General features: G+C 62.0%; 24 protein-coding genes. 9 read left to right on the top strand and 15 right to left on the bottom strand.

Translation table 11 applies throughout. From position 1 onward, the window contains the following. Position 1 precedes the first annotated feature (1 nt). The 10 genes from ACPYOJ_RS15520 to ACPYOJ_RS15475 form a co-directional block, all read right to left on the bottom strand. Complete coding sequence (locus ACPYOJ_RS15520; protein ID WP_481417057.1) at positions 2 to 397, bottom strand: NADH:ubiquinone oxidoreductase subunit NDUFA12; 396 nt, start codon at positions 395 to 397, stop codon at positions 2 to 4. A gap of 104 nt (positions 398 to 501) precedes the next feature. After that, complete coding sequence (locus tag ACPYOJ_RS15515) at positions 502 to 966, bottom strand: GNAT family N-acetyltransferase (RefSeq protein WP_481417056.1); 465 nt, start codon at positions 964 to 966, stop codon at positions 502 to 504. Between the two features lie 7 nt (positions 967 to 973). Further along, positions 974 to 1,480 carry an N-acetyltransferase family protein gene (locus tag ACPYOJ_RS15510; protein WP_481417055.1) on the bottom strand — a complete coding sequence of 169 codons (507 nt, stop codon included), beginning with the start codon at positions 1,478 to 1,480 and terminating at the stop codon, positions 974 to 976. A 69-nt stretch (positions 1,481 to 1,549) separates the two neighbouring features. Continuing rightward, positions 1,550 to 3,052, bottom strand: coding sequence for an Asp-tRNA(Asn)/Glu-tRNA(Gln) amidotransferase subunit GatB (gene gatB, locus ACPYOJ_RS15505; protein ID WP_481417054.1), 1,503 nt, complete (start codon positions 3,050 to 3,052; stop codon positions 1,550 to 1,552). A gap of 78 nt (positions 3,053 to 3,130) precedes the next feature. Continuing rightward, on the bottom strand, positions 3,131 to 3,646 hold the full coding sequence (locus ACPYOJ_RS15500) for a GNAT family N-acetyltransferase (protein WP_481417053.1): 516 nt from the start codon (positions 3,644 to 3,646) through the stop codon (positions 3,131 to 3,133). A 140-nt stretch (positions 3,647 to 3,786) separates the two neighbouring features. After that, positions 3,787 to 4,062 carry a hypothetical protein gene (locus tag ACPYOJ_RS15495; RefSeq protein WP_481417052.1) on the bottom strand — a complete coding sequence of 92 codons (276 nt, stop codon included), beginning with the start codon at positions 4,060 to 4,062 and terminating at the stop codon, positions 3,787 to 3,789. A 21-nt stretch (positions 4,063 to 4,083) separates the two neighbouring features. After that, on the bottom strand, positions 4,084 to 4,548 hold the full coding sequence (locus tag ACPYOJ_RS15490) for an N-acetyltransferase family protein (protein WP_481417051.1): 465 nt from the start codon (positions 4,546 to 4,548) through the stop codon (positions 4,084 to 4,086). A 20-nt stretch (positions 4,549 to 4,568) separates the two neighbouring features. Continuing rightward, positions 4,569 to 6,050: an Asp-tRNA(Asn)/Glu-tRNA(Gln) amidotransferase subunit GatA gene (gatA, locus tag ACPYOJ_RS15485; protein WP_481417050.1), complete on the bottom strand. Its 1,482-nt coding sequence runs from the start codon at positions 6,048 to 6,050 to the stop codon at positions 4,569 to 4,571. A 54-nt stretch (positions 6,051 to 6,104) separates the two neighbouring features. Then, positions 6,105 to 6,392, bottom strand: a complete 288-nt coding sequence (gene gatC, locus ACPYOJ_RS15480; RefSeq protein ID WP_481417049.1) for an Asp-tRNA(Asn)/Glu-tRNA(Gln) amidotransferase subunit GatC — start codon at positions 6,390 to 6,392, stop codon at positions 6,105 to 6,107. A gap of 70 nt (positions 6,393 to 6,462) precedes the next feature. After that, positions 6,463 to 7,167: a metal-dependent hydrolase gene (locus ACPYOJ_RS15475; RefSeq protein WP_481417048.1), complete on the bottom strand. Its 705-nt coding sequence runs from the start codon at positions 7,165 to 7,167 to the stop codon at positions 6,463 to 6,465. A gap of 117 nt (positions 7,168 to 7,284) precedes the next feature. On the opposite strand from ACPYOJ_RS15475, the gene ruvX reads away from it, so the two are divergent. Beyond that, a complete protein-coding gene (ruvX, locus tag ACPYOJ_RS15470) occupies positions 7,285 to 7,773 on the top strand; it encodes a Holliday junction resolvase RuvX (RefSeq protein ID WP_481417047.1) in 489 nt (162 codons plus the stop codon). Here the strand turns inward: ruvX and ACPYOJ_RS15465 are convergent. The 3 genes from ACPYOJ_RS15465 to ACPYOJ_RS15455 all read right to left on the bottom strand — a co-directional run bounded on the left by ACPYOJ_RS15465 (position 7,716) and on the right by ACPYOJ_RS15455 (position 8,990). After that, entirely contained in the window at positions 7,716 to 8,042 is a 327-nt protein-coding gene (locus ACPYOJ_RS15465) for a DUF6105 family protein (protein ID WP_481417046.1), read from the bottom strand. The genes ruvX and ACPYOJ_RS15465 overlap by 58 nt on opposite strands. Further along, the gene (locus tag ACPYOJ_RS15460; RefSeq protein WP_481417045.1) at positions 8,039 to 8,209 is read right to left on the bottom strand and encodes a hypothetical protein; all 171 of its coding nucleotides are present in this window, start codon (positions 8,207 to 8,209) and stop codon (positions 8,039 to 8,041) included. Before ACPYOJ_RS15460 ends, ACPYOJ_RS15465 begins: the two co-directional genes overlap by 4 nt. Before the next feature lie 124 nt (positions 8,210 to 8,333). Next, a complete protein-coding gene (locus tag ACPYOJ_RS15455) occupies positions 8,334 to 8,990 on the bottom strand; it encodes a TetR/AcrR family transcriptional regulator (RefSeq protein WP_481417044.1) in 657 nt (218 codons plus the stop codon). 180 nt (positions 8,991 to 9,170) lie between these two features. Between ACPYOJ_RS15455 and ACPYOJ_RS15450 the strand changes: the two genes are divergently transcribed. Further along, positions 9,171 to 10,106, top strand: a complete 936-nt coding sequence (locus ACPYOJ_RS15450; RefSeq protein WP_481417043.1) for an AEC family transporter — start codon at positions 9,171 to 9,173, stop codon at positions 10,104 to 10,106. On the opposite strand, the gene ACPYOJ_RS15445 is transcribed toward ACPYOJ_RS15450, so the two are convergent. After that, on the bottom strand, positions 10,088 to 11,737 hold the full coding sequence (locus ACPYOJ_RS15445; RefSeq protein WP_481417042.1) for an acyl-CoA dehydrogenase family protein: 1,650 nt from the start codon (positions 11,735 to 11,737) through the stop codon (positions 10,088 to 10,090). The genes ACPYOJ_RS15450 and ACPYOJ_RS15445 overlap by 19 nt on opposite strands. A 177-nt stretch (positions 11,738 to 11,914) precedes the next feature. Here ACPYOJ_RS15445 and ACPYOJ_RS15440 point away from each other — a divergent pair, with 177 nt between their 5' ends. Genes ACPYOJ_RS15440 through dprA form a run of 4 tightly spaced genes read left to right on the top strand, consistent with a single transcriptional unit; the run spans position 11,915 to position 15,946 of the window. Next, positions 11,915 to 12,871, top strand: coding sequence for an aspartate carbamoyltransferase catalytic subunit (locus tag ACPYOJ_RS15440; protein ID WP_168829231.1), 957 nt, complete (start codon positions 11,915 to 11,917; stop codon positions 12,869 to 12,871). Then, on the top strand, positions 12,868 to 14,157 hold the full coding sequence (locus ACPYOJ_RS15435) for a dihydroorotase (protein ID WP_481417040.1): 1,290 nt from the start codon (positions 12,868 to 12,870) through the stop codon (positions 14,155 to 14,157). Before ACPYOJ_RS15440 ends, ACPYOJ_RS15435 begins: the two co-directional genes overlap by 4 nt. 21 nt (positions 14,158 to 14,178) lie before the next feature. Continuing rightward, on the top strand, positions 14,179 to 14,799 hold the full coding sequence (gene plsY / locus ACPYOJ_RS15430) for a glycerol-3-phosphate 1-O-acyltransferase PlsY (protein WP_481417039.1): 621 nt from the start codon (positions 14,179 to 14,181) through the stop codon (positions 14,797 to 14,799). 1 nt (position 14,800) lies between these two features. Further along, positions 14,801 to 15,946: a DNA-processing protein DprA gene (gene dprA, locus ACPYOJ_RS15425; protein ID WP_481417038.1), complete on the top strand. Its 1,146-nt coding sequence runs from the start codon at positions 14,801 to 14,803 to the stop codon at positions 15,944 to 15,946. A 5-nt stretch (positions 15,947 to 15,951) separates the two neighbouring features. Here dprA and ACPYOJ_RS15420 read toward each other — a convergent pair whose 3' ends face one another. Next, positions 15,952 to 16,128, bottom strand: coding sequence for a hypothetical protein (locus ACPYOJ_RS15420; RefSeq protein WP_168829227.1), 177 nt, complete (start codon positions 16,126 to 16,128; stop codon positions 15,952 to 15,954). A gap of 256 nt (positions 16,129 to 16,384) precedes the next feature. On the opposite strand from ACPYOJ_RS15420, the gene topA reads away from it, so the two are divergent. The 3 genes from topA (at position 16,385) to ACPYOJ_RS15405 (ending at position 21,984) form a co-directional block, all read left to right on the top strand. Continuing rightward, positions 16,385 to 19,045 (top strand): type I DNA topoisomerase, encoded by a 2,661-nt coding sequence (gene topA, locus ACPYOJ_RS15415; RefSeq protein ID WP_481417037.1) that lies wholly within the window; start codon positions 16,385 to 16,387, stop codon positions 19,043 to 19,045. A 2-nt stretch (positions 19,046 to 19,047) separates the two neighbouring features. After that, positions 19,048 to 21,420 carry a ribonuclease R gene (gene rnr / locus ACPYOJ_RS15410; RefSeq protein ID WP_481417036.1) on the top strand — a complete coding sequence of 791 codons (2,373 nt, stop codon included), beginning with the start codon at positions 19,048 to 19,050 and terminating at the stop codon, positions 21,418 to 21,420. 102 nt (positions 21,421 to 21,522) lie between these two features. Continuing rightward, a complete protein-coding gene (locus tag ACPYOJ_RS15405) occupies positions 21,523 to 21,984 on the top strand; it encodes a DUF983 domain-containing protein (RefSeq protein ID WP_481417035.1) in 462 nt (153 codons plus the stop codon). Positions 21,985 to 22,026 lie beyond the last annotated feature (42 nt).

Genomic DNA, 22,026 nt, shown 5'->3' with positions numbered 1-22,026 from the left:
ATCAGTTGCCCGGCGTCCAGGCGTCGTAGTCGCCGGTCACCCGCGGGCGCTCGCCGGAAGCGGCAAGCGAGCCCGGCGGACGATAGGCCTGAGCGGTCCCCGTAAGATTTGGGCGGTGCGCCTTCTGCCATTCCTTGGCGACATAGTTTTCCTTGGACGGCGGAGTGTCGGTGCGGTGATGCATCCAGCCGTGCCAGCCCGGCGGAATGGCGGACGCTTCGGCATAACCGTTATAGATCACCCAGCGCTTCGGCAGACCGTAGGAAGACAGGCCGCCTTCGTAATAGACGTTACCGAACTCATCCTCGCCGACGCGCTTGAATTTGCGCAGGGCGTACAGGGTGCCAAGGGTGTAATAATTCCACCAGGTGAAAACGTGCAGCAGGAACTTCTTCATGTCTTTTCCTTGTGCTTGCCGAAGGTCAAGCGGGTCGGGAATTCGATCCTTCGCTTATGCCGCCGGAATGCCGGATTGTCCAGCGATTCCCGAGCGGCGACGCCTCACTTCAGGGCCATCTTGAAGCCCAGATGCGACTGCACGAATCCCAGGCGCTCGTAGAACCTGTGGGCATCCTTGCGCTTGGCGTTCGAGATCAACTGGACACGCGCAAGGCCACGGCCTTTTGCTTGTGCGATGCAGAATTCGATCATCTGTCCGCCGATGCCCTGACCGCGCACATCCCCGCGCGTCTGAACTGCTTCGATTATCATGAAGGATGCGCCGCGCCCCGTCAGCGTTGTCGCGATCGATATCTGGAAGGTGCCGACGACCTCGCCGGCCTTCTCGGCGACATAGAGCGCCTGGTCCGGCGAAGCGGCGATCCCAGCGACAGCTCTGGCGTAATCGGGAAAGGCAGCTGCATCGGTCGTGTCGCCATGCCCGCCGATATCGTCGGCGGCAAAGAGCGCGATCAATGCAGGCAGGTCGGTTTCGCGGGCCTGGCGGATGATGAGATCGTTCGGCATCGGATGCTCAGTGCGCCTGCAGGCGCTTTTCAAGGATGAGGCTCGGAATGCCTGACTGGCCGGGACCGATATTCTCGTTGCGTCCCACCTCGACGAATCCCAGCCGGTTGTAGAAGCTTATGGCCTCTTCGTTCTTCGGCTCGACCTCGAGCCGCATGATCTCCGCGTTCGGGAAGCAGGTTTCCAGCTCGGCGAACATGTCCCGCCCGATTCCCTGACGTTGCAGCGACGGGCGCACATAGAGGAGATGCAAGATCGCGGTCTTCGCCATCTCCGCGGACATTGCCGCATAGCCGACCGCGCCGATATCCTTGCCGCTGTCGGCAACTAGAAACTCGGCATTCTTTCTGGACAACCGCGCCTTCAACGCGGCGGGCGAAAAAAGATGAGCGACAAGCTCGTCGACCTTCGCATCGCCGTAGAAGCCGTCGTAGGCGGCATGAAAGCTCTCGACCAGCAAGCCACGGATCGTCTCGAGATCACGCTCGCCAGCTGTGCGGACAAAATAGACCATTCGTACTTTCCATGGCAGGACCGCGCCCAAGGACGGCGGAAGCTGAGAAAAGGGCGCCGCTGATCGCGCCTATTCCTCGATACCGAGCTTCGCCTTGACGAGAGCCTGGACGGCCTGCGGGTTTGCCTTGCCGCCCGTCGCCTTCATGACCTGGCCGACGAACCAGCCGGCGAGCGTCGGCTTGGCCTGGACCTTGGCGACCTGATCGGGGTTGGCGGCGATGATCTCGTCAACGGCCTTCTCGATGGCGCCGGTGTCAGTCACCTGCTTCATACCGCGGGCCTCGACGATGTCAGCCGGGTCACCACCCTCATTGAGGACGATCTCGAACAGGTCCTTGGCGATCTTGCCGGAAATCGTTTCGGCCTTGATGAGATCGATGATCGCGCCCAGCTGTGCTGGCGAAACCGGAGTGTCCTCAATGTCCTTGCCGGTCCTGTTCAAGGCGCCGAGAAGATCGTTGATCACCCAGTTTGCTGCCGTCTTGTCGTCGCGGCCTTCGGCCACGGCTTCGAAGTAATCGGCAATCGCCTTCTCGGAAACGAGGACGGACGCGTCATAGACCGACAGGCCGAGGTCGCGCACGAAGCGTTCCTTCTTGTCGTCCGGCAGCTCCGGCAGGTGCGCTTCGAGAGCCTTGATGAAGGCATCGTCGAATTCAAGCGGCAGCAGGTCCGGATCGGGGAAGTAGCGGTAGTCGTGCGCATCTTCCTTGGATCGCATGGAACGGGTCTCGCCCTTGTTCGGATCGAAAAGCCGTGTCTCCTGATCGATCGTGCCGCCGTCTTCCAGAATGCCGATCTGGCGGCGGGCTTCGTATTCGATCGCCTGGCCGATGAAGCGGATGGAGTTGACGTTCTTGATCTCGCAACGCGTGCCGAAAGCTTCACCCGGGCGACGGACGGAAACGTTGACGTCGGCACGCATCGAGCCTTCGTCCATGTTGCCATCGCAGGTGCCGAGATAGCGAACGATCGAGCGCAGCTTAGTCATGTAGGCCTTGGCTTCGTCGGAAGAGCGCATGTCTGGCTTCGAGACGATTTCCATCAGCGCGACGCCCGAGCGGTTGAGGTCCACGTAGGACATGGTGGCATGCTGGTCGTGCAGCGACTTGCCGGCGTCCTGTTCCAGATGCAGGCGCTCGATGCCGATCTCGATATCCTCGAACTGGCCTTGGCGGTCGGGACCGAGAGAAATCACGATCTTGCCCTCGCCGACGATCGGATCCTTGTACTGCGAGATCTGATAGCCTTGCGGCAGGTCGGGATAGAAATAGTTCTTGCGGTCGAAGAGCGAGCGCTTGTTGATCTGGGCTTTCAGCCCGAGACCGGTACGCACCGCCTGCCTGACGCATTCCTCGTTGATAACAGGCAGCATGCCGGGCATGGCGGCATCGACGAGCGAGACGTTGGAATTCTGCGGCTTGCCGAATTCGGTCGAGGCGCCGGAGAAGAGCTTCGAATTCGACAGCACCTGCGCATGGACCTCCATGCCGATGATGACCTCCCAGTCACCGGTGGCGCCGGGAATGAAGCGTTTCGGATCAGGCGTGCGAACGTCGACAATGGTCATTTGATGCTCTTTGGAAGGCTGTTCTTTTCATCTGGTGAGGTAACGGAAATGGTCTGCCGGTGCAAGGCTTTCGGCACATCAGATGCCAGGGCCTGGACCGTAACTGCCGTCGCCCTCGGGTTCGAAGTCCTTGCTCAATCCGACCGACGGCACGTCGCGGTCGAGCTTGGGATTGTAGGCGACCGAAAGCCAATGGATGGCATAGCCATGCTTCTGGAAGAAGCTGATCGCCTCGGTATTACCCGAATGCGTCTGCATCGCCGCCTTTTCGAAGCCCTGCTCGGCGATGTCCTTTTCGATCCGCTGCAGAAGCGCCGAGCCTAGACCCTGACGGGTATAGGCCGGATCGATCCAGAAATCGGAAATCGTCTCATCCAGCCGTTCGCGCGCTCCCCAGCCGGCAATCTGGCCGTTAAGCTCGGCGACCGTAATCGTCAGCCAGTTGCTTTGCGTGAAATACACAAAAGCGCTCCGCGCCGCATCCAGCAGCGCATCCGACTCGCCCATCGCCGCCATGGCCCTTTGCCAGGCTCTGAGGCCAATCTCACTCAAAAGGTCCGCTTCGCCCTCGTGGGCATTGCGAGTGTGGATCATGGAACCCCCGTTCGACGCAACGAGTAGAGCACCTAATCAGCGGCTTTTCTATTAATTTGCGCAGTTGGCCCACCGTTTTTGTGAGCGCTCCCCGAAACCGGCCGCAGCTTGACTGCGACCTCTCCGGTCGGAGCCACGTCTCAAAGACCGGCCGAAAGCTCGGCCTTCATCGCCGCCCATTCCTCAGCGACAGAGCCCCCACCCCGCCGCTTGCCAGCGCGCCAGTACCAGTAATCGGCATTCCAGTCGTCGCCTTCGATGCGGTGACAGATGGCGTGTCCCCAATCGAAGGGGCTTTCGCCTTCACGGCTCTGGCAGATCTCATGGACGGCCTGCCATTGCCCGCCCACGGAAAAGCCGGCGGCCGCGAGGCGATCGAAGGCTTCGATGAGATTGGCAAGATCAGATTTCGACATGAACGCCTCCCTGCGCGCTGCCTAGCCCAGATGCTTTTCCAGGTTGACCTTGTCGAGGTCTATGCCAAGACTTAGGTCGCGCTCGACACCGCGCCAGACGATCGAAAAGCCATTCCGCTCATAAAGACGGATAGCACCAGCGTTTGTCGCCCGCGTGTCGATCTTGGCGACCTTGAACCCTGCCGCTGCAATGCGCGTCAGGAAATGCCGGAGAAGCGCCGAGCCTACACCGCGGCCCTGATAGGCAGGATCGATCCAAAGATCGGAAATATAATCGGGCGCGTCTTCGCAGGCGCCCCATCCGGCCAGTCTTCCGGCGATTTCGGCTACGGCAACGTGGCCCTTGGCCGATGCGGGATAATCGAGGAATGCCTTCCGCGCGGCTTCGACGATGTCGCGGTCGCCGAACTCCGCTTCACCCTGGCTGCTGGACAGCCATGCCGCAAAACCGATGTCGCCGACCAGTTGGTGGTCGGCGACGGTCATTTTCCGAATTGTAAGTCCGCTTACCACCACTTGGCCGGCGTGAATTTGCCGGCGGCCTGTTCGATGACGTGCGCGGTCTTGAAGAGGGTTTCTTCGTCGAAGGGCTTGCCGATGAGCTGGAGGCCGAGCGGCAGGCCCTGGTGATCGAGGCCAGCGGGGACAGCGATGCCCGGGAGACCCGCCATGTTGACCGTCACCGTGAAGATATCGTTCAGGTACATCTTGACCGGGTCGGATGCGAGATTCTCATCGGCGACGCCGAAGGCAGACGAGGGCGTGGCGGGCGTCAGGATGGCATCAACGCCGGCATTGAACGCCAGTTCGAAATCGCGCTTGATGAGCGTACGGACCTTCTGCGCCTTGATGTAGTAGGCATCGTAGTAACCGGCCGAAAGCACATAGGTGCCGATCATGATGCGGCGCTTGACTTCCTTGCCGAAGCCCGCGGCGCGGGTCTTCTCGTATAGGTCGACGATGTCCTTGCCGTCGACGCGCAGGCCGTAGCGCACGCCATCATAGCGAGCGAGGTTCGAGGACGCTTCGGCCGGGGCGACGATGTAGTAGGCCGGAAGTGCATACTTCGTGTGCGGCAGCGAGATGTCGACGATCTCGGCCCCTGCGTCCTTCAGCCAGGCGATGCCCTGCTGCCAGAGCGTTTCGATTTCCTCGGGCATGCCGTCGACCCTGTACTCGTTCGGAATGCCGATCTTCATGCCCTTCAGCGACTTGCCGAGGGAGGCTTCGTAATCCGGCACCGGCAGGTCGACGGAGGTCGTGTCCTTGGGATCGACTGACGCCATCGACTTCAGAAGGATTGCGGCATCGCGCACGTCGCGAGCGATCGGGCCTGCCTGGTCGAGCGAGGAGGCAAAGGCAACGGTGCCCCAGCGCGAGCAGCGGCCATAGGTCGGCTTGATGCCGACAGTGCCGGTGAAGGCTGCCGGCTGACGGATCGAGCCGCCGGTGTCGGTTGCCGTGGCGCCTGCGCAGAGATGTGCGGCAACGGCAGCGGCTGAACCGCCGGACGAGCCGCCCGGAACGAGCTGCTGGTTGGAGCCGGCCGAGCGCCAGGGATTGATGACCGCGCCGTAATAGGACGTCTCGTTGGACGAACCCATGGCGAACTCATCCATGTTGAGCTTGCCGAGCATGACGGCGCCGTCGTCCCAGAGGTTCTGGGTGACGGTCGATTCGTAATGCGGCTTGAAGCCGTCGAGGATATGGCTGCAGGCCTGGGTGTGGATGCCTTCCGTTGCGAAGAGATCCTTGATGCCGAGCGGAATGCCCTCAAGCGCGCCTGCCTTGCCGCCGGCCAGGCGAGCATCCGACACTTCGGCCATCTGCAGCGCCTTCTCGGGCGTGACCTTCACATAGGCGTTGAGCTTCTCGTTTGCCGCCTCGATCGCCGAGATATAGGCCTCGGTCAGTTCGACGGCTTTGATTTCCTTGGCACGCAGCTTCTCGCGGGCTTCGGCAATGGTGAGGCTGGTGAGTTCGCTCATGATGTTTCGCTTCAAATCTGGAATGGCAACGGAGTCGGAAAGCGGCAGCGGGCCTTATTCGACGACTTTAGGCACCAGGAAGAAATTCTGATCGGTGAGCGGCGCATTGGAAACGATATCGGCAGCCTTGTTGCCGTCCGTCACCGCGTCGCTGCGCTTCTTCATGTCCATAGGCGTGACCGAGGTCATCGCCTCGACGCCTTCGACGTTCACTTCCGAAAGCTGCTCGACGAAGCCGAGAATACCGTTCAGCTCGCCAACCATGCGGTTTGCCTCTTCTTCCGAGACGGCAATACGGGCAAGGCGCGCAACGCGCTTAACGGTGGCAAAGTCGACGGACATGGCATTCTCCGAATGGGAAATTTCCCACCCGCTATAAAGACCATGTCCGCCCAGTGCAACGGGGTTTTGCTTAGATGGACAGCGTCTCGCCGGGCTTCATCGCCTTCACCGCGGCCTTCGCCCCCTCCATGCCGGAGACGAACTTGTCGGCCGTCTGGTCAATGATCGGGAAGGTGCCGTAATGGCAGGGGATTGCCGTCTTGAAATTGAAGTAGCGCTGGCAGGCGAGCGCAGCGACGGCACCGCCCATGGTGAAGCGGTCGCCGACCGGCACGAGGCCGATATCCGGCTGATGCAGTTCGTTGATCAGCGCCATGTCGGAGAAGATGTCGGTATCGCCCATCGCGAAGATCGAGGCTTCATCATCGAAATGCAGCATCAGGCCGTTGGCATTGCCGAGCGCGTGGGAGACGCCATCCTCGGTGATCTGTGCGGAGGAATGCAGCGCATTGGTGAACGTGGCCGAGAAGCCGCCGAGCGAGATCGTGCCACCCGTGTTGCCCATTTCAAGCTTCGAAAGACCCTTGGAGCCGAGCCAGGACGCCAGATCGGCGTTGGCGAGAACAACGGCTCCGGTCTCCTTGGCGATTGCGACGGTATCGCCGACATGATCGCCATGGCCGTGGGTGAGCAGGATATGGGTGACACCTGCGGAGACATCCTTGAGGCTCTGACCGGCAAAAGACGGATTGTGCGTCAGGAACGGGTCGAGCAGGATCTTCGCCTTTGCCGTTTCGATGCGGAAGGCGGAATGGCCTAGCCAGGTAATCTTCATGAAACTCTCCTTTTGTTACGTGATGCAAAAACTGGATTGGGTTGCTATGGACATATCCGTTACAGCCGCAAAGAAAAGCGGTAAGTGCTTCAATTTCTTTTGACAGGATGGACGACAATGACGGTGCTGACGATCGAGGAACTGGCGGCAATGCTTCCGCCCGGACAGGCGATCGCCGGACTCGATCTGGGCACGAAGACGATCGGTCTTGCGATGTCCGATCTCGGGCGGCGTTTCGCGACCCCGCGCCCCGTCATCAAGCGGCAGAAGTTCACGATCGACGCCGAAGCACTGCTTGCCTTTGCCGCCAGCGAGAAAGTAGCCGGTTTCGTGATCGGCCTGCCGATAAACATGGATGGCTCTGCAGGTCCGCGCGTGCAGGCAACGAGGGCCTTCGTGCGCAACATGGAGCAGAAAACCGCCCTGCCCTTCGTCTATTGGGATGAACGGCTTTCGACGGTGGCGGCCGAGCGGGCGCTGTTGGAAATGGACGTGTCACGTGCCAAGCGCGCCGAGCGGATTGATTCGGCAGCGGCAAGCTTCATTCTTCAGGGGGCGCTCGACAGGCTCTCGCTGCTCGGCAGATCAGAGGATTTCGACGCCTGACGCACCTTCCACCAGGCGATCATCGTCTTGCGTCTGCGGAAGCCCAGGATGGCCAAGACAACCAGACTGTCGACGGCGATCGCCCGGGCGACCAGCGGCGGGATGGTCTCCGGCGGCACGCCGAGGATTTTTCCGTAAATCTGGAAGGTCAGGTCATGGACCTGACGCGTCAGCATGAAGATCCCGAAGTTCATGTCGTAGTAGGAGAGCCAGTACCAGCCGCCGAGAAAGACGATCGGTCCCAACCAGAAGATCAGGAACCACTTCATGCGGTCTCCCCTCTTTGCCTGAACTCAGGCAGGTCGAGGGTGACCGCCCAGATCGACAGTGCCATGACGCTCAGGACCAGCGCAGGCACAGCAATGTCCAGCGCAAGCACCGCGAAAAACATCATCGCGGCAAGGAGCAATGCGGCTTTGGCGGCTTTGGTTCCCATGATCCTGACAGCTAAGATTTAGACTGCGGATACCCTGTCCCCTTAACCGGCAGGGCGCAACGTAAACCATTTGTTAAGGTTAACGGGCGAGCTGCCGCCTGTGGATCATGACACGAGCAGCGGCTCAGCCGTAGACGCCGCGCACGATGCGCTTCAGCGCCGTTGCGGCCTTCTCCCAGTCCTTCGGGGTCTTCAGCGCCAGACCGGCGCACTGGCCGCCCGCAGCAGCGGAGAGGACAAGATGCTGGATGGCGGCGATCAGGATCGCGTTGATGGCGACTGCATCGACGCCCTTCGGCGGCGCAAGCGAGCCGCGCATGCGCTCCAGCCATTGCGACAGTGCCTTCGAGCGGGCTTCGGCAAGCCGCCTCACCTGCTCGGTATTCTCGGAAACCTCCCAGGCGACGATGCGGCGCATCAGCGGGTCGTCGCGAAGCGCCTCCAGAAACAACAGCGCCAAGCGCTCCATGAGATCGCCATAGGTGAGCAGGAACATGCCGCCTGTGTCTTCCGGAATCCGGTCCCTGACCCAGGTGCCGAGATCGGCGCCGATCGTCTCGACAAGGCCGTTCAGGCCGCCGTAATAGCGATAGATCAGCTGCTTGTCGCATCCGGCGCGGCGGGCGACGGCATTGATGCCGAAATTCTGGAAACCCTCCTCCGCCAGCAGCGCCTTCGCTGCCTTGAGAATCGTCTTCTCGGTCGCGCCGCGGTCACGCACGCGCTTTTCCGGCACCGGCGCCGCCAAAGGCGCCACAGCCGCTGCTTCATCAATCAGCATTGCTTTTCAACCCAGCCCTGTCACCCGACGGTGATTAGCAACTCGCACAGAGCCGGACAACGGGCGAGGATGCCTGCGGACCAAAAGCCCTGTGGAGAAAAGCATTTCCGCGGCGGCATTTACCGGTTGCGAAGATCCGTACAGCCGGTAAACCGGGCCACGACGTGCCGGAGCCGCCAAATGCTGATTATCTTCGAGAGCATCCTCCCGATCTTTCTTCTTGTCTTGCTCGGCGTTGGGCTGCGCCGCAGTCCATTGCTCAACGAGAGCCTTTGGCCGGGGCTCGAGCAGCTCGGCTACTACGTTCTCTTCCCTTCCCTTCTCTTCCTCACGCTGGCGAAAGCGGACTTTTCCGGCATGGAGACGGGCACGATCAGCCTGGTCTCGATCCTCGCCGTTCTTGTCATGTCGGCGCTGGTCTTCGCTCTGTGGCCCGTTCTCGCCCGCGCCGGTGTCCGACCGGCGGCCTATACTTCCCTCTTCCAGACGGCCACGCGGTGGAATGCGTTCATCGCGCTCGCGGTAGCGGAAAAGCTTGCGGGGTCACAGGGGCTCGCCATCGTCGCGCTGGTGATGGCGGTCATCATCATTCCGATCAACCTCATCAATGTCGGGATGCTGGTGTGGTTCTCGGGCGCTTCGCGCGACCTGCGGGTATTTGCCGTGAAGATCGTGACCAACCCGCTGATCATCGGCTGCGCGCTCGGGCTTCTCGTCAACCTCGCGCAAATACCGATCTATGAGCCGCTGATGGTCACGGTCGACCTGGTCGCCCGGGCCTCCCTGGGGCTCGGTCTCATCATGGTCGGCGCGGGGCTCAGAATTTCCGACGCCCTGCGGCCACGCTCCGTGGCGCTGGTATCCGTGCTGCTGAAGCTACTCGCCTTTCCCGCTCTCATGATCGGCATCGGTCTCGCCTTCGGCATCCATGGGCAGCCGCTCGTGCTGCTCGCCCTAAGTGCCGGCGTGCCGACCGCGATGAACGGCTATGTCCTCGCCAAACAGATGGGCGGAGACGCTGCGCTCTATGCCGCGGCGGCAACGATCCAGACCGCGATTTCGTTCGTGACCATCCCGGTGGTCCTCACCGCCGCGACCTATGTTGCCGGCGGGTAGAGAAGATCGACGATATATCCGGCGTCGAAACGGGAATCGAGCATGCCGTAGGTCGAGCGCCAGCCGCCCGCAAGACGAGTCTCGATGAAGGCGTCGGCAATGCGACCCGCCCCGAGCCGATAGAGTTCGGCGGCACCGGCAGCGAGTGCAAGCTGCTCGACCAGCAGGCGGCCCGCCCCCTCGTCGCGCTCGCAGAGCGCCATGGCGGCGCGAAGGACGTCGATCGTCTTCTTGCCTGCCGGGCCGAGATCGCGCGCGAGGCCGGTGAAAACGGTCTCGAAGAGATCCTTGCCGCGCGCCAGCACGCGCAGCACATCGAGCGCCATGACGTTGCCGGAGCCTTCCCAGATCGCGTTGACCGGGGCTTCGCGGTAATGGCGGGCGATCGGGCGTTCCTCGATATAGCCGCTGCCGCCGATGCATTCCATCGCCTCATAGATCAGCGCCGGCGCAATCTTGCAGCACCAGTACTTGGCGACCGGCGTCATGACGCGGGCATAGGCTGCCTCTTCAGCATTGCCACGCGCCTTGTCGAAGGCGTCCGCGAGACGGAAGGAGAGTGCCGTTGCGGCAGCGACGTCGAGCGCCATATCGGCGAGCACGCGGGTCATGATCGGCTGGTGGACGAGCATCTTGCCGAAGACGCTGCGGCCACGCGTGTGGTGCACGGCCTCGGCGAGCGAGGCGCGCATGATGCCGGAAGAGGCCAGCGCGCAGTCGAGGCGCGTGAGCGTCACCATGTCGAGGATCGTGCGGATGCCGGCATCCGGACCGCCAAGCAGGAAACCGAAGGTGTCGTTGAACTCGACTTCGGAAGATGCGTTGGAGCGATTGCCGAGCTTATCCTTCAGGCGCTGGAACTGCAGGCCGTTGGCAGAGCCGTCTTCCAGCAGGCGCGGAACCAGGAAGCAGCCCATGCCCTCCTTCGTCTGCGCCAACATGATGAACGCGTCGCTCATCGGCGCGGACATGAACCATTTGTGGCCGGACAGGCGGTAGATACCTTCGCTGACCTTTTCCGCCGTGCTCTTGTTGGAGCGGACGTCCGTGCCGCCCTGCTTTTCCGTCATGCCCATGCCGATCGTGACGGCGGTTTTCTGCATGGCGGGCTTGTTGGACGAATCGTATTTGCGCGATAGGATTTTCGGCGCCCAGTCCTTCTGAACGGCGGGAGAGGCGGACAGTGCCGCGACCGAAGCGCTCGTCATCGTCAGCGGGCAAAGATGGCCGGTTTCGAGCTGGGCGGTCAGATAGAAACGCGCGGCGCGAACCTTGTGTGCCTGATCCTTGGCGTCGGCATCCGCTTGCGGGTCCCAGACCGAGGAGTGCAGACCGACGGACATGGAGCGGCGCATCAGCGCGTGCCATGCGGGATGGAACTCGACCACATCCAGGCGCTCGCCGCGCGGACCATGCGTGCGAAGCTGGGGCGTGCCTTGGTTTGCCATCCGCGCCAGCTCCTGCGCCTCCGGGGAGGTGGCGTAACGGCCCATGTTTTCCAGGTCCTCGCGCGTGCCGCGCGGCAGACCCGCCGTCAGGTCGACGATCAGCGGATCGGACCGATAGGCATTGATGCCGGACCACAGACTTGGCTGGTTCAGTTCGGCGAATTTTTCTTCAGCGGAGGTCATGAATCGCTTCTAGTGCAAGAGGCAGGCAAAAGGAAACCGGAAGTTACGCTTTCCGCCTCCTGCTCTAACGGATTTGCCGCAAAATTCCATTAGGACATGAGCCTTCGCCCACAGCACATGCTTGCCCCTCACCTCTCCACTCATTATAGAGCGCCTGACACAGCAAGAGGCAGGTTCATGGTCTTCTTTCCCCACCGCCACCTCATCGGCATAAAAGGCCTTACCGAGCAGGATATCACCTACCTTCTCGACAAGGCGGACGAGGCCGTCAAGATCAGCCGCCAGCGAGAGAAGAAGACGTCGACTCTTCGCGGCCTGACGCAGATCAATCTCTTCTTCGAAGCCTCGACACGCACGCAAGCCTCCTTCGAACTCGCCGGAAAGCGCCTCGGCGCCGACGTCATGAACATGTCGGTCGGCAATTCCTCGGTGAAGAAGGGCGAGACGCTGATCGATACGGCGATGACGCTGAATGCCATGCGGCCCGATGTGCTGGTCATCCGCCATTCGAGCGCGGGTGCCGCGGCGCTGCTGGCCCAGAAGGTTTCCTGCTCGGTGGTCAACGCCGGCGACGGTCAGCACGAACACCCGACACAGGCTCTGCTCGATGCACTGACGATCCGCCGCGCCAAGGGCAAGCTGTCGCGCATCATCGTCGCGATCTGCGGCGATGTGCTGCATTCGCGCGTTGCCCGCTCGAACATCCTGCTTCTGAATGCCATGGGCGCGCGCGTCCGTGTCGTCGCACCGGCAACGCTCTTGCCTGCCGGCATTGCCGACATGGGCGTCGAGGTCTTCCATTCGATGAAGGAAGGGCTGAAGGATGCCGACGTGGTAATGATGCTGCGCTTGCAGCGTGAGCGGATGTCCGGCGCCTTCGTGCCGTCAGTGCGCGAATACTATCACTTCTACGGTCTCGACGCCGAAACGCTGAAGGCGGCCAAGGACGACGCGCTGGTGATGCATCCGGGACCCATGAACCGCGGCGTGGAGATATCCTCCGAAGTGGCCGACGGTCCCCAGAGCGTGATTGCCGAACAGGTGGAAATGGGGGTCGCGGTGCGCATGGCGGTGATGGAGGCTTTGCTTGTCTCTCAGAACCAAGGCCCCCGCACTGAAGGACTTGGCGCATGAGCAACTCCATCGTTTTTAAAAATGTCCGCATCATCGATCCTTCGCGCAATCTCGATGAAGTCGGCACCATCGTCGTCAAGGACGGCGTGATTGCCGCGGCCAGTAGGGATGCGCAAAACCAGGGTGCGCCGGAAGGTGCCACGGTGCGCGACTGCAGCGGTCTGATCGCAACGCCCGGCCTGGTCGATGCGCGCGTCCACATCGGCGAGCCGGGTGCCGAACATCGCGAAACGATCGCCTCCGCAAGCCGAGCAGCTGCGGCGGGCGGTGTGACCTCCATCATCATGATGCCCGATACCGATCCGGTCATCGACGATATCGCCCTGGTCGAATTCGTCAAGAAGACGGCAAAGGACAAGGCGCTCGTCAACGTCTACCCGGCAGCGGCGATCACCAAACACCTGGCCGGCGAGGAAATGACCGAGATCGGGCTATTGATGGAAGCCGGAGCGGTTGCCTTCACGGATGGGCGCTCCAGCGTGCACGACACGCAGGTGCTGCGCAGGGTCATGACCTATGCGCGCGAATTCGGCGCCGTCATCTCCTGCGAAACGCGCGACAAGTATCTCGGCGCAACCGGCGTCATGAACGAGGGCCTGTTCGCGAGCTGGCTCGGCCTCGGCGGTATCCCGAAGGAAGCAGAGCTCATCCCGCTGGAACGTGACCTGCGCATCGCCCAGCTGACGCGCGGAAACTATCATGCGGCGATGATTTCGGTGCCGGAATCGGTCGAAGCGATCCAGCTCGCAAAGAGCCGCGGTGCGAAGGTCACCTGTGGTATCTCGATCAACAACCTGGCACTCAACGAAAACGACATCGGCGAATACCGGACCTTCTTCAAGCTCTATCCGCCGCTGCGCTCCGAGGACGATCGCGTCGCAATGGTGGATGCACTGGCGACCGGCGCGATCGACATCATCGTTTCGTCGCATGACCCGCAGGATGTCGATACCAAGCGCCTGCCCTTCGGCGAGGCGGCCGACGGCGCCGTCGGCCTGGAGACCATGCTCGCGGCGGCGCTGAGGTTGCATCATAGCGGACAGGTGAACCTGATGCGGCTGATCGATGCGATGTCGACGCGGCCGGCTCAGATCTTCGGCCTCGATGCCGGAACTTTGAAGCCGGGCGCAAAGGCCGATATCACGCTCATCGACCTCGACGACCCTTGGCTTGTTTCGAAAGACATGCTTCTCTCTCGCTCGAAGAACACGCCTTTCGAGGATGCACGCTTCAGCGGACGGGCTGTCGCGACCTATGTCGCGGGACAATGTGTGCACTCTCTTTAAGAACAGGGTCCGGAGGGGACAATGATTTCCGATCTTTCGACTTGGCAGATCACGCTGCCGCTGGCGCTCACGGCTGCCGTCATCGGCTATCTGCTGGGCTCGATCCCCTTCGGCCTCATCCTGACGCGGGCGGCCGGGCTCGGTGACGTCAGAAGCATCGGTTCAGGCAACATCGGCGCAACCAACGTGCTTCGCACCGGCAACAAGAAGCTTGCGGCGGCAACGCTTCTGCTCGATGCGCTGAAGGCCACAGCAGCGGCCTTGATCATGAGGTATATTGCCGGTCCTGAGGCAGGTGCCATTGCCGGCCTCTTCGCCTTCCTTGGTCACCTCTTCCCGGTGTGGCTCGGCTTCAAGGGCGGCAAGGGCGTCGCCACCTATATCGGCACGCTGCTCGGCATCGCCCCGCTCTTCGTGCTCGTCTTCGCGGCCGTCTGGCTCGCCGTTGCCTTCATCTTCCGCTACTCGTCGTTAGCGGCCCTCACCGCGATGCTTGTCATTCCGGTTGCATTGTGGATACTGGGCGCCGAGAAGGTTGCAGCCGTCATGGCGATCATGACGGTCATCTCCTACTACAAGCACAAGGCCAACATCTCCCGCCTGTTGAGCGGGACGGAAAGCAAGATCGGGGCGAAGGGATAGGATGGACGCAAGCAGCGCAAGGCCAAAGGGAATTGCGCTGACGGAAAGGCAGAAGATCGCCTGGCTGCGTCTCATCCGCTCCGACAATGTCGGGCCTGCCACTTTTCGGCAACTCATCGATCATTTCGGCTCGGCGGAAGCCGCACTTTCGATGCTGCCGGAGCTTTCGTCGCGCGGGGGCGCGACTCGCTCCGTCCGTATTGCAACCGAGGCCGAGGCGCATCGGGAACTGGAACTGGCACACAGATTCGGCGCCCGCTTCGTCGCCATCGGCGAGCCGGACTATCCGCAGGCGCTGGGGCAGATCGAAGGCGCGCCGCCCCTGCTTGCCGTCAAGGGGCATCTTTCGGCCGTGAGCCGCCCGGCTGTCGGCATCGTCGGCTCCCGAAACGCCTCGGTCAGCGGTGCGAAGTTCGCCGCCATGATTGCCCGCGATTGCGGGCGCGCCGGCTATACCGTCGTTTCGGGCCTCGCCCGCGGGATCGATACGGCCGCGCACCGCGCAAGCCTGGAGACCGGCACCATCGCCGCCTTGGCCGGCGGGCTCGACCAGCCCTACCCTCCAGAAAATACTGGGCTCCTCGACGAGATATGGAACGGCAACGGGCTCGCCATCAGCGAAATGCCTTTTGGCTGGGAGCCGCGGGCGCGGGACTTTCCAAGGCGCAACCGGTTGATCGCCGGGGTTTCGCTGGGGGTCGCGGTCGTCGAGGCGGCGACGCGTTCCGGCTCGTTGATCACCGCGCGGCTTGCCGGCGAATTCGGACGGCTGGTCTTTGCTGTTCCGGGCTCGCCGCTCGATCCGCGCTGCCATGGCACGAACGGGCTGCTCAAGGAGGGCGCGATGATCGTAACGTCGCCTGAAGACGTGGTCGAGGCGCTGGCGCCGCTCTCGCAGCGCGATCTCTTTTCGACACCCGCGGTCAGGGAGCCGGACGTGGGCGAGCCCGATATGCTGCCGCCCGACGATTCCGAACGCACCCGGATCGTCGAGGCACTCGGGCCTTCACCGGTTGAGATCGACGACGTTATCCGGCATACCGGGCTCGCGGCGTCCGCTGTCTACCTAGTGCTTCTGGAGCTGGATATCGCCGGTAGGCTGCACCGGCATCCGGCCGGTCTCGTCTCCCTTGCGATGGGGGATTGAGTTTACTACATGCGGCTGTGAAGCTCGCCGGCCTCCACATAGGCCATCTCGATAAGGTAGCAGAGCATGTCCGCCTTTTCCTTTTCGGCGACTTGATGCAACTCCCCGAGCATCTGGCGGATAAATGCAATGTTTTCCCGCGAGGCCGATTTGCTATTCTTTGTTTCAACCTTTGGCGCCATGAAGGGTCTCTCAACAATTACGGACGGCCACATTGATAGGAGCCTTGACCACACTTGAAGGACGATAATCCAATTATCATAAATTGCAATCTGCAAATAATCACTCTTTGGTTGCAAACCATTGTGGCAAGCAAAATTCTGCATACCCCTTGACCGGAACGATTTCCCTGTCCATGTCGGAGAACCGGTATTCCTCAAGCGGCAAGTATTACGGCACTCTCCTCGCCGGATGCGGCACTTTTTTTAGAGAATCATGATGAATGTTGTAGTGGTGGAATCGCCTGCCAAGGCTAAGACGATCAACAAGTATCTGGGGTCCGGATACAAGGTGCTCGCCTCCTTCGGACATGTGCGCGATCTGCCTGCCAAGGACGGCTCGGTTCTTCCTGACCAGGACTTCGAAATGCTTTGGGAGGTCGACAGCGCCTCGGCCAAGCGCATGAAGGATATTGCAGACGCGGTGAAGTCGTCCGACGGATTGATCCTGGCGACCGACCCGGATCGCGAGGGTGAAGCGATCTCCTGGCATGTGCTGGACGTGCTGAACAAGAAGCGTGTGCTGAACGGCAAGCCGGTCAAGCGCGTCGTCTTCAACGCCATTACCAAGAAGGCCGTGCTCGACGCCATGGCGGAGCCACGCGACATCGACGTGCCGCTGGTCGATGCCTATCTGGCACGGCGCGCCCTCGACTATCTCGTCGGCTTCAATCTTTCGCCGGTTCTATGGCGCAAGCTGCCGGGCGCCCGTTCGGCCGGGCGCGTGCAGTCGGTTGCCCTGCGTCTCGTCTGCGACCGCGAATCCGAGATCGAGCGCTTCATCTCCGAAGAGTACTGGAATATCTCGGCACTGCTGAAGACGCCGCGCGGCGACGAATTCGAAGCCAAACTGGTTGCAGCCAATGGCAAGCGGTTGCAGGCACGCGCGGTCGGCAACGGCGAGGAGGCCGGCAAGCTGAAGGCGCTGCTCGAGGGAGCGGCCTATGTCGTCGACAGCGTCGAGGCAAAGCCCGTCAAGCGCAACCCGGGACCGCCGTTCACGACTTCGACGCTGCAGCAGGCGGCCTCCTCGAAGCTCGGCTTCTCGGCCTCCCGCACCATGCAGGTCGCGCAGAAGCTCTACGAGGGTGTCGATATCGGCGGCGAGACGGTCGGTCTCATCACCTATATGCGTACCGACGGCGTGCAGATGGCGCCGGAAGCGATCGATGCGGCGCGCCGCGCCATCGTCGATCAGTTCGGCGAGCGCTACATGCCCGAGAAAGCCCGATTCTATTCGACCAAGGCCAAGAATGCCCAGGAAGCCCACGAAGCTATCCGGCCGACGGACTTTAATCGCTCGCCTGACCGCGTGCACAAATTCCTCGATGCCGACCAGATCAAGCTTTACGACCTGATCTGGAAGCGTGGCATCGCAAGCCAGATGGCGTCGGCCGAAATCGAACGCACGACAGCAGAAATCACCGCGGACAACAATGGCCAGAAGGCCGGCCTGCGCGCCGTCGGCTCCGTTATCCGATTCGACGGCTTCATCGCGGCCTACACCGACCAGAAGGAAGACGGCGAGCAACCCGACGACGGCGACGAGGATGGCCGCCTGCCGGAGATCAATGCGCGCGAAACTCTCGCCAAGCAGAAGATCAATTCCACGCAGCACTTCACCGAACCGCCGCCGCGCTATTCGGAAGCCTCGCTGATCAAGAAGATGGAAGAGCTCGGCATCGGTCGTCCGTCCACCTATGCTGCCACGCTCGCGACGCTCCGCGACCGCGAATATGTGACGATCGACAAGCGCAAACTGATTCCCCACTCCAAGGGACGTCTGGTCACGGCGTTCCTCGAAAGCTTCTTCACGAAGTATGTCGAATATGATTTCACGGCCGATCTGGAAGAAAAGCTTGACCGGATTTCAGCCGGCGAGCTGAACTGGAAGCAGGTGCTTCGCGATTTCTGGAAGGATTTCTTCTCGCAGATCGAGGACACCAAGGAACTGCGCGTCACCAACGTGCTGGACTCGCTCAACGAGGCGCTGGCGCCGCTGGTCTTCCCGAAGCGCGAGGACGGCAGCGATCCGCGCATCTGCCAGGTCTGCGGCACCGGCAACCTATCGCTGAAGCTTGGCAAATACGGCGCATTCGTCGGCTGCTCAAACTATCCGGAGTGCAACTATACCCGCCAGCTTTCCTCCGAAAACGGTGGGGAAGCCGAAAACGGAGCCCTGAACGAGCCGAAGAATCTTGGCACCGATCCGGTGACCGGCGAGGAGCTGACGCTGCGTTCCGGCCGCTTCGGCCCCTACATCCAGCGCGGCGACGGCAAGGATGCCAAGCGCGCCTCGCTGCCGAAGGGCTGGAAGCCGGAGGATATCGACTACGAGAAGGCGATGGCGCTGATCTCGCTGCCGCGCGATATCGGCAAACATCCGGAAACCGGCAAGATGATCTCGTCCGGCATCGGCCGCTATGGACCGTTCCTTCTCCATGATGGCGGCTACGCCAATCTGGAAAGTGTCGAGGATGTGTTTTCGGTCGGCCTCAACCGCGCGGTGACGCTGATTGCCGAGAAGGCGAACAAGGCTCCGGGCGGACGCGGCCGCGGAACACCAGCCGCGCTGAAGGAGTTGGGCGACCATCCCGATGGCGGCGCGATCACCGTTCGCGACGGCAAGTACGGGCCCTATGTAAGCTGGGGCAAGGTGAATGCGACCCTGCCGAAGGGCAAGGATCCGCAGGCGATCACCGTCGAGGAAGCGCTCGCGCTGATCGCCGCAAAGGCCAGCAAGGCGCCGGCGGCCAAGGGCAAAGCGAAGCCGAAGGCGAAGGCCGAGGCTGCCGAAGGCAAGGCGACGAAGACAGCCGCCAAGCCAAAGACCAAGGCATCTGCGAAGGCGAAAGCGCCCGCGAAAACGAAAAAGAGCTGACCGTGAGCAAGGCCCCGCGCGAAAGAACGAACACCATGGGCAAGCGCCCGGGCAAGATCGGCCGCGCAGACCAAGATGACGCGGTCGTTGAACCGCTGAACATCGTGCATGGCGCATTGCCGTCTCGCGAAGTCATCCTGCGCTTCATCGCCGACCATCCGCAACAGGCCTCCAAGCGGGAAATCGCCAAGGCTTTTGGCCTGAAGGGCGACAACCGCGTCGAGCTCAAGCATCTGCTGCGCGATCTCGAGCAGGAGGGCATGCTGCAGAAGACTCGCAAGTCGCTGATCCGGCCAGGCGCGCTTCCACCTGTCACCGTTCTCGACATCACCACGCGCGACAAGGACGGCGAACTGATCGGGCGGCCGGCGGAATGGCCGGAGGATCAGGGCGTTGCGCCTGCGGTCGCCATCCGCCAGTCGTCACCGGCGGGACGCCAGGGCAAGGGCAAGGCGCCCGTTGCCGGAATGGGCGACCGCGTCGTAGCGAAGATCTTCCCGGCCAAGGACCGAGGCGGCCCCGCCTATACGGCGCGCATCATCAAGATCATCGAAAAGCGCCGTGGCGCGAGCATGGGCGTCTTCCGCACGGCGCCCGGCGGCGCGGGACGGCTGCTGCCGATCGAGAAGCGCGGCGAGGAAATGGTGATCGATCCGGATTATACCGGCGGCGCCAAGGACGGCGACCTGGTCGAAGTCGAGATCGCCCGCCTGGGACGCTTCGGCCTGCCGCGCGCAAAAGTGCTGTCGGTCGTCGGCTCCGTCGGCTCCGAGAAGGCGATCTCGATGATCGCGATCCACGCGCACAGCATCCCGCATGTGTTCCCGCAGGCAGTCATCGACGAAGCCGAGGCTGCAAAGCCCGCGACCATGTCGCATCGCGAGGACTGGCGCGATGTGCCGCTGATCACCATCGACCCGGCCGACGCAAAGGATCATGACGACGCGGTCTATGCCGAAACGGATCCCTCGCCAGATAATCCCGGCGGCGTGGTCATCACCGTGGCAATTGCCGATGTGTCCTACTATGTGCGGCCAAATTCGGCACTCGACCGCGAAGCGTTGAAGCGCGGCAACTCGGTCTATTTCCCCGACCGCGTGGTGCCGATGCTGCCGGAGCGTATTTCCAACGATCTCTGCTCGTTGAAGGAAGGCGTCGACCGGCCGGCGCTTGCCGTTCGCATGGTCTTCTCGAAGGAAGGGCGAAAGATCGGGCACACGTTTCACCGTGTGATGATGAAGAGTGCCGCGAAGCTCGCCTACAGCCAGGCGCAGGCGGCAATCGACGGCACGCCGGATGACAAGACCGGGCCGCTGCTGGAACCGATCCTGAGGCCCCTTTGGCAGGCCTATGAGGTGATAAAGCGAGGCCGCGACAGGCGTCAGCCGCTCGAGCTGGACATGCCTGAGCGCAAGATCCTGTTGAAACCGGACGGCACCGTCGACCGCGTCTTCGTGCCGCCGCGGCTCGACGCCCACAAACTCATCGAAGAGATGATGATCCAGGCCAACGTCTGTGCCGCCGAAACGCTTGAGAAGAAGCGTCAGATGCTGATCTATCGCATCCACGATGGGCCGACCCTCGCCAAGCAGGAGATCCTGCGGGAATTTCTGGCAACGCTCGGCATCTCGCTTGCCAAGGGCGGTAACGTGCGGGCGAACAGCTTCAACGGCATCCTCGCCAAGGCCGAAAACACACCGCATCAGACCATGGTCAACGAAATGGTGCTCAGGTCGCAGAGCCAGGCAATCTACAGTCCGGAGAATATCGGCCATTTCGGGCTGAACCTCATGAAGTATGCGCACTTCACATCGCCGATCCGCCGATACGCGGACCTGATCGTCCATCGCGCGCTGGTCGGCTCGCTCGGTCTTGGCGAAGGCGGCATTACGCCGGAGGAAGAAGCCTCGCTTGACGATATCGCCGCCGAAATCTCGACCTTCGAGCGCCGCGCGATGGCGGCGGAGCGTGAAACGGTCGATCGCCTGATCGCCCATCACCTCAGCACGCGCGTCGGCGAAGAATTCGAAGGCCGCGTTTCCGGTGTCACGAAATCGGGACTATTTGTCGCTCTCCCTGAATATGGAGCCGATGGCTTCATACCTATATCAACGCTCGGTACGGACTATTTCATCTATGACGAGGCGCATCAGGCGCTGTCGGGTGAAAGGACCGGACTGGGGTACCGTCTTGGGGACGACGTGACCGTAAAGCTCGCTGAAGCGATCCCGCTTGCGGGTGCGCTTCGTTTCGAGATGGTAAGCGAAGGACGCAAGATGCCGACGGCGGTGCGCTCCTTCCACAAGGCTGGCCGCCGCGACAACCGGCAGGCCCGCAACAAGGCCGGGACAAGGCCGCCCAGAGGGCGGCGGTAGAGCATCCTTCCGGGGTGCTCTGCATTTGAAGTGAAGAGCGTCCCTTGTCCGCACGGCGGGCCGGCGGCGCTCCATGCGTGTAGGGACGCAGGAAGGAAGACCATGAGCACCGCCTCCAACGAACAACCGATCCGTTATGGAGAAGCAGAGAAGACCGAACGACCGCTTGGCCGCTCCATCATGCGCGGCATGCAGAACCGCTGCCCGCATTGCGGCACCGGCAAGCTTTTCAGGGCTTTCCTGAAGCCCGTCGACAATTGCGCCGTCTGCGGCGAGGCAATGTATCACCACCGTTCCGACGATCTGCCGCCTTACCTCACCATCGTCGTCGTCGGCCACATCATCATCGGGGGCTACATGATGACCGACTTGGTTTGGCCAATGCCGCTGTGGCTCACCTTCGCCATCTGGACACCCCTTACCCTGCTGGCGGCGCTGCTGATAATCCAGCCGATCAAGGGTGGCGTGATCGGCCTGCAATGGGCGCTTCGTCTGCACGGCTTCGGCGGTCACGGCGACGATCACGACGAATACGAGATCCCCGGTCGCCGCCGCTCAATGTAAGCGAACCTTCACGGTCAAGACATATTTCGCATGTAGTGGGCA

The organism is Rhizobium sp. SVR5-9E (genome assembly GCF_056755095.1).
The sequence above is the reverse complement of the archived record's forward strand: the minus strand, read 5'-3'. Positions and strand labels throughout refer to the sequence as shown.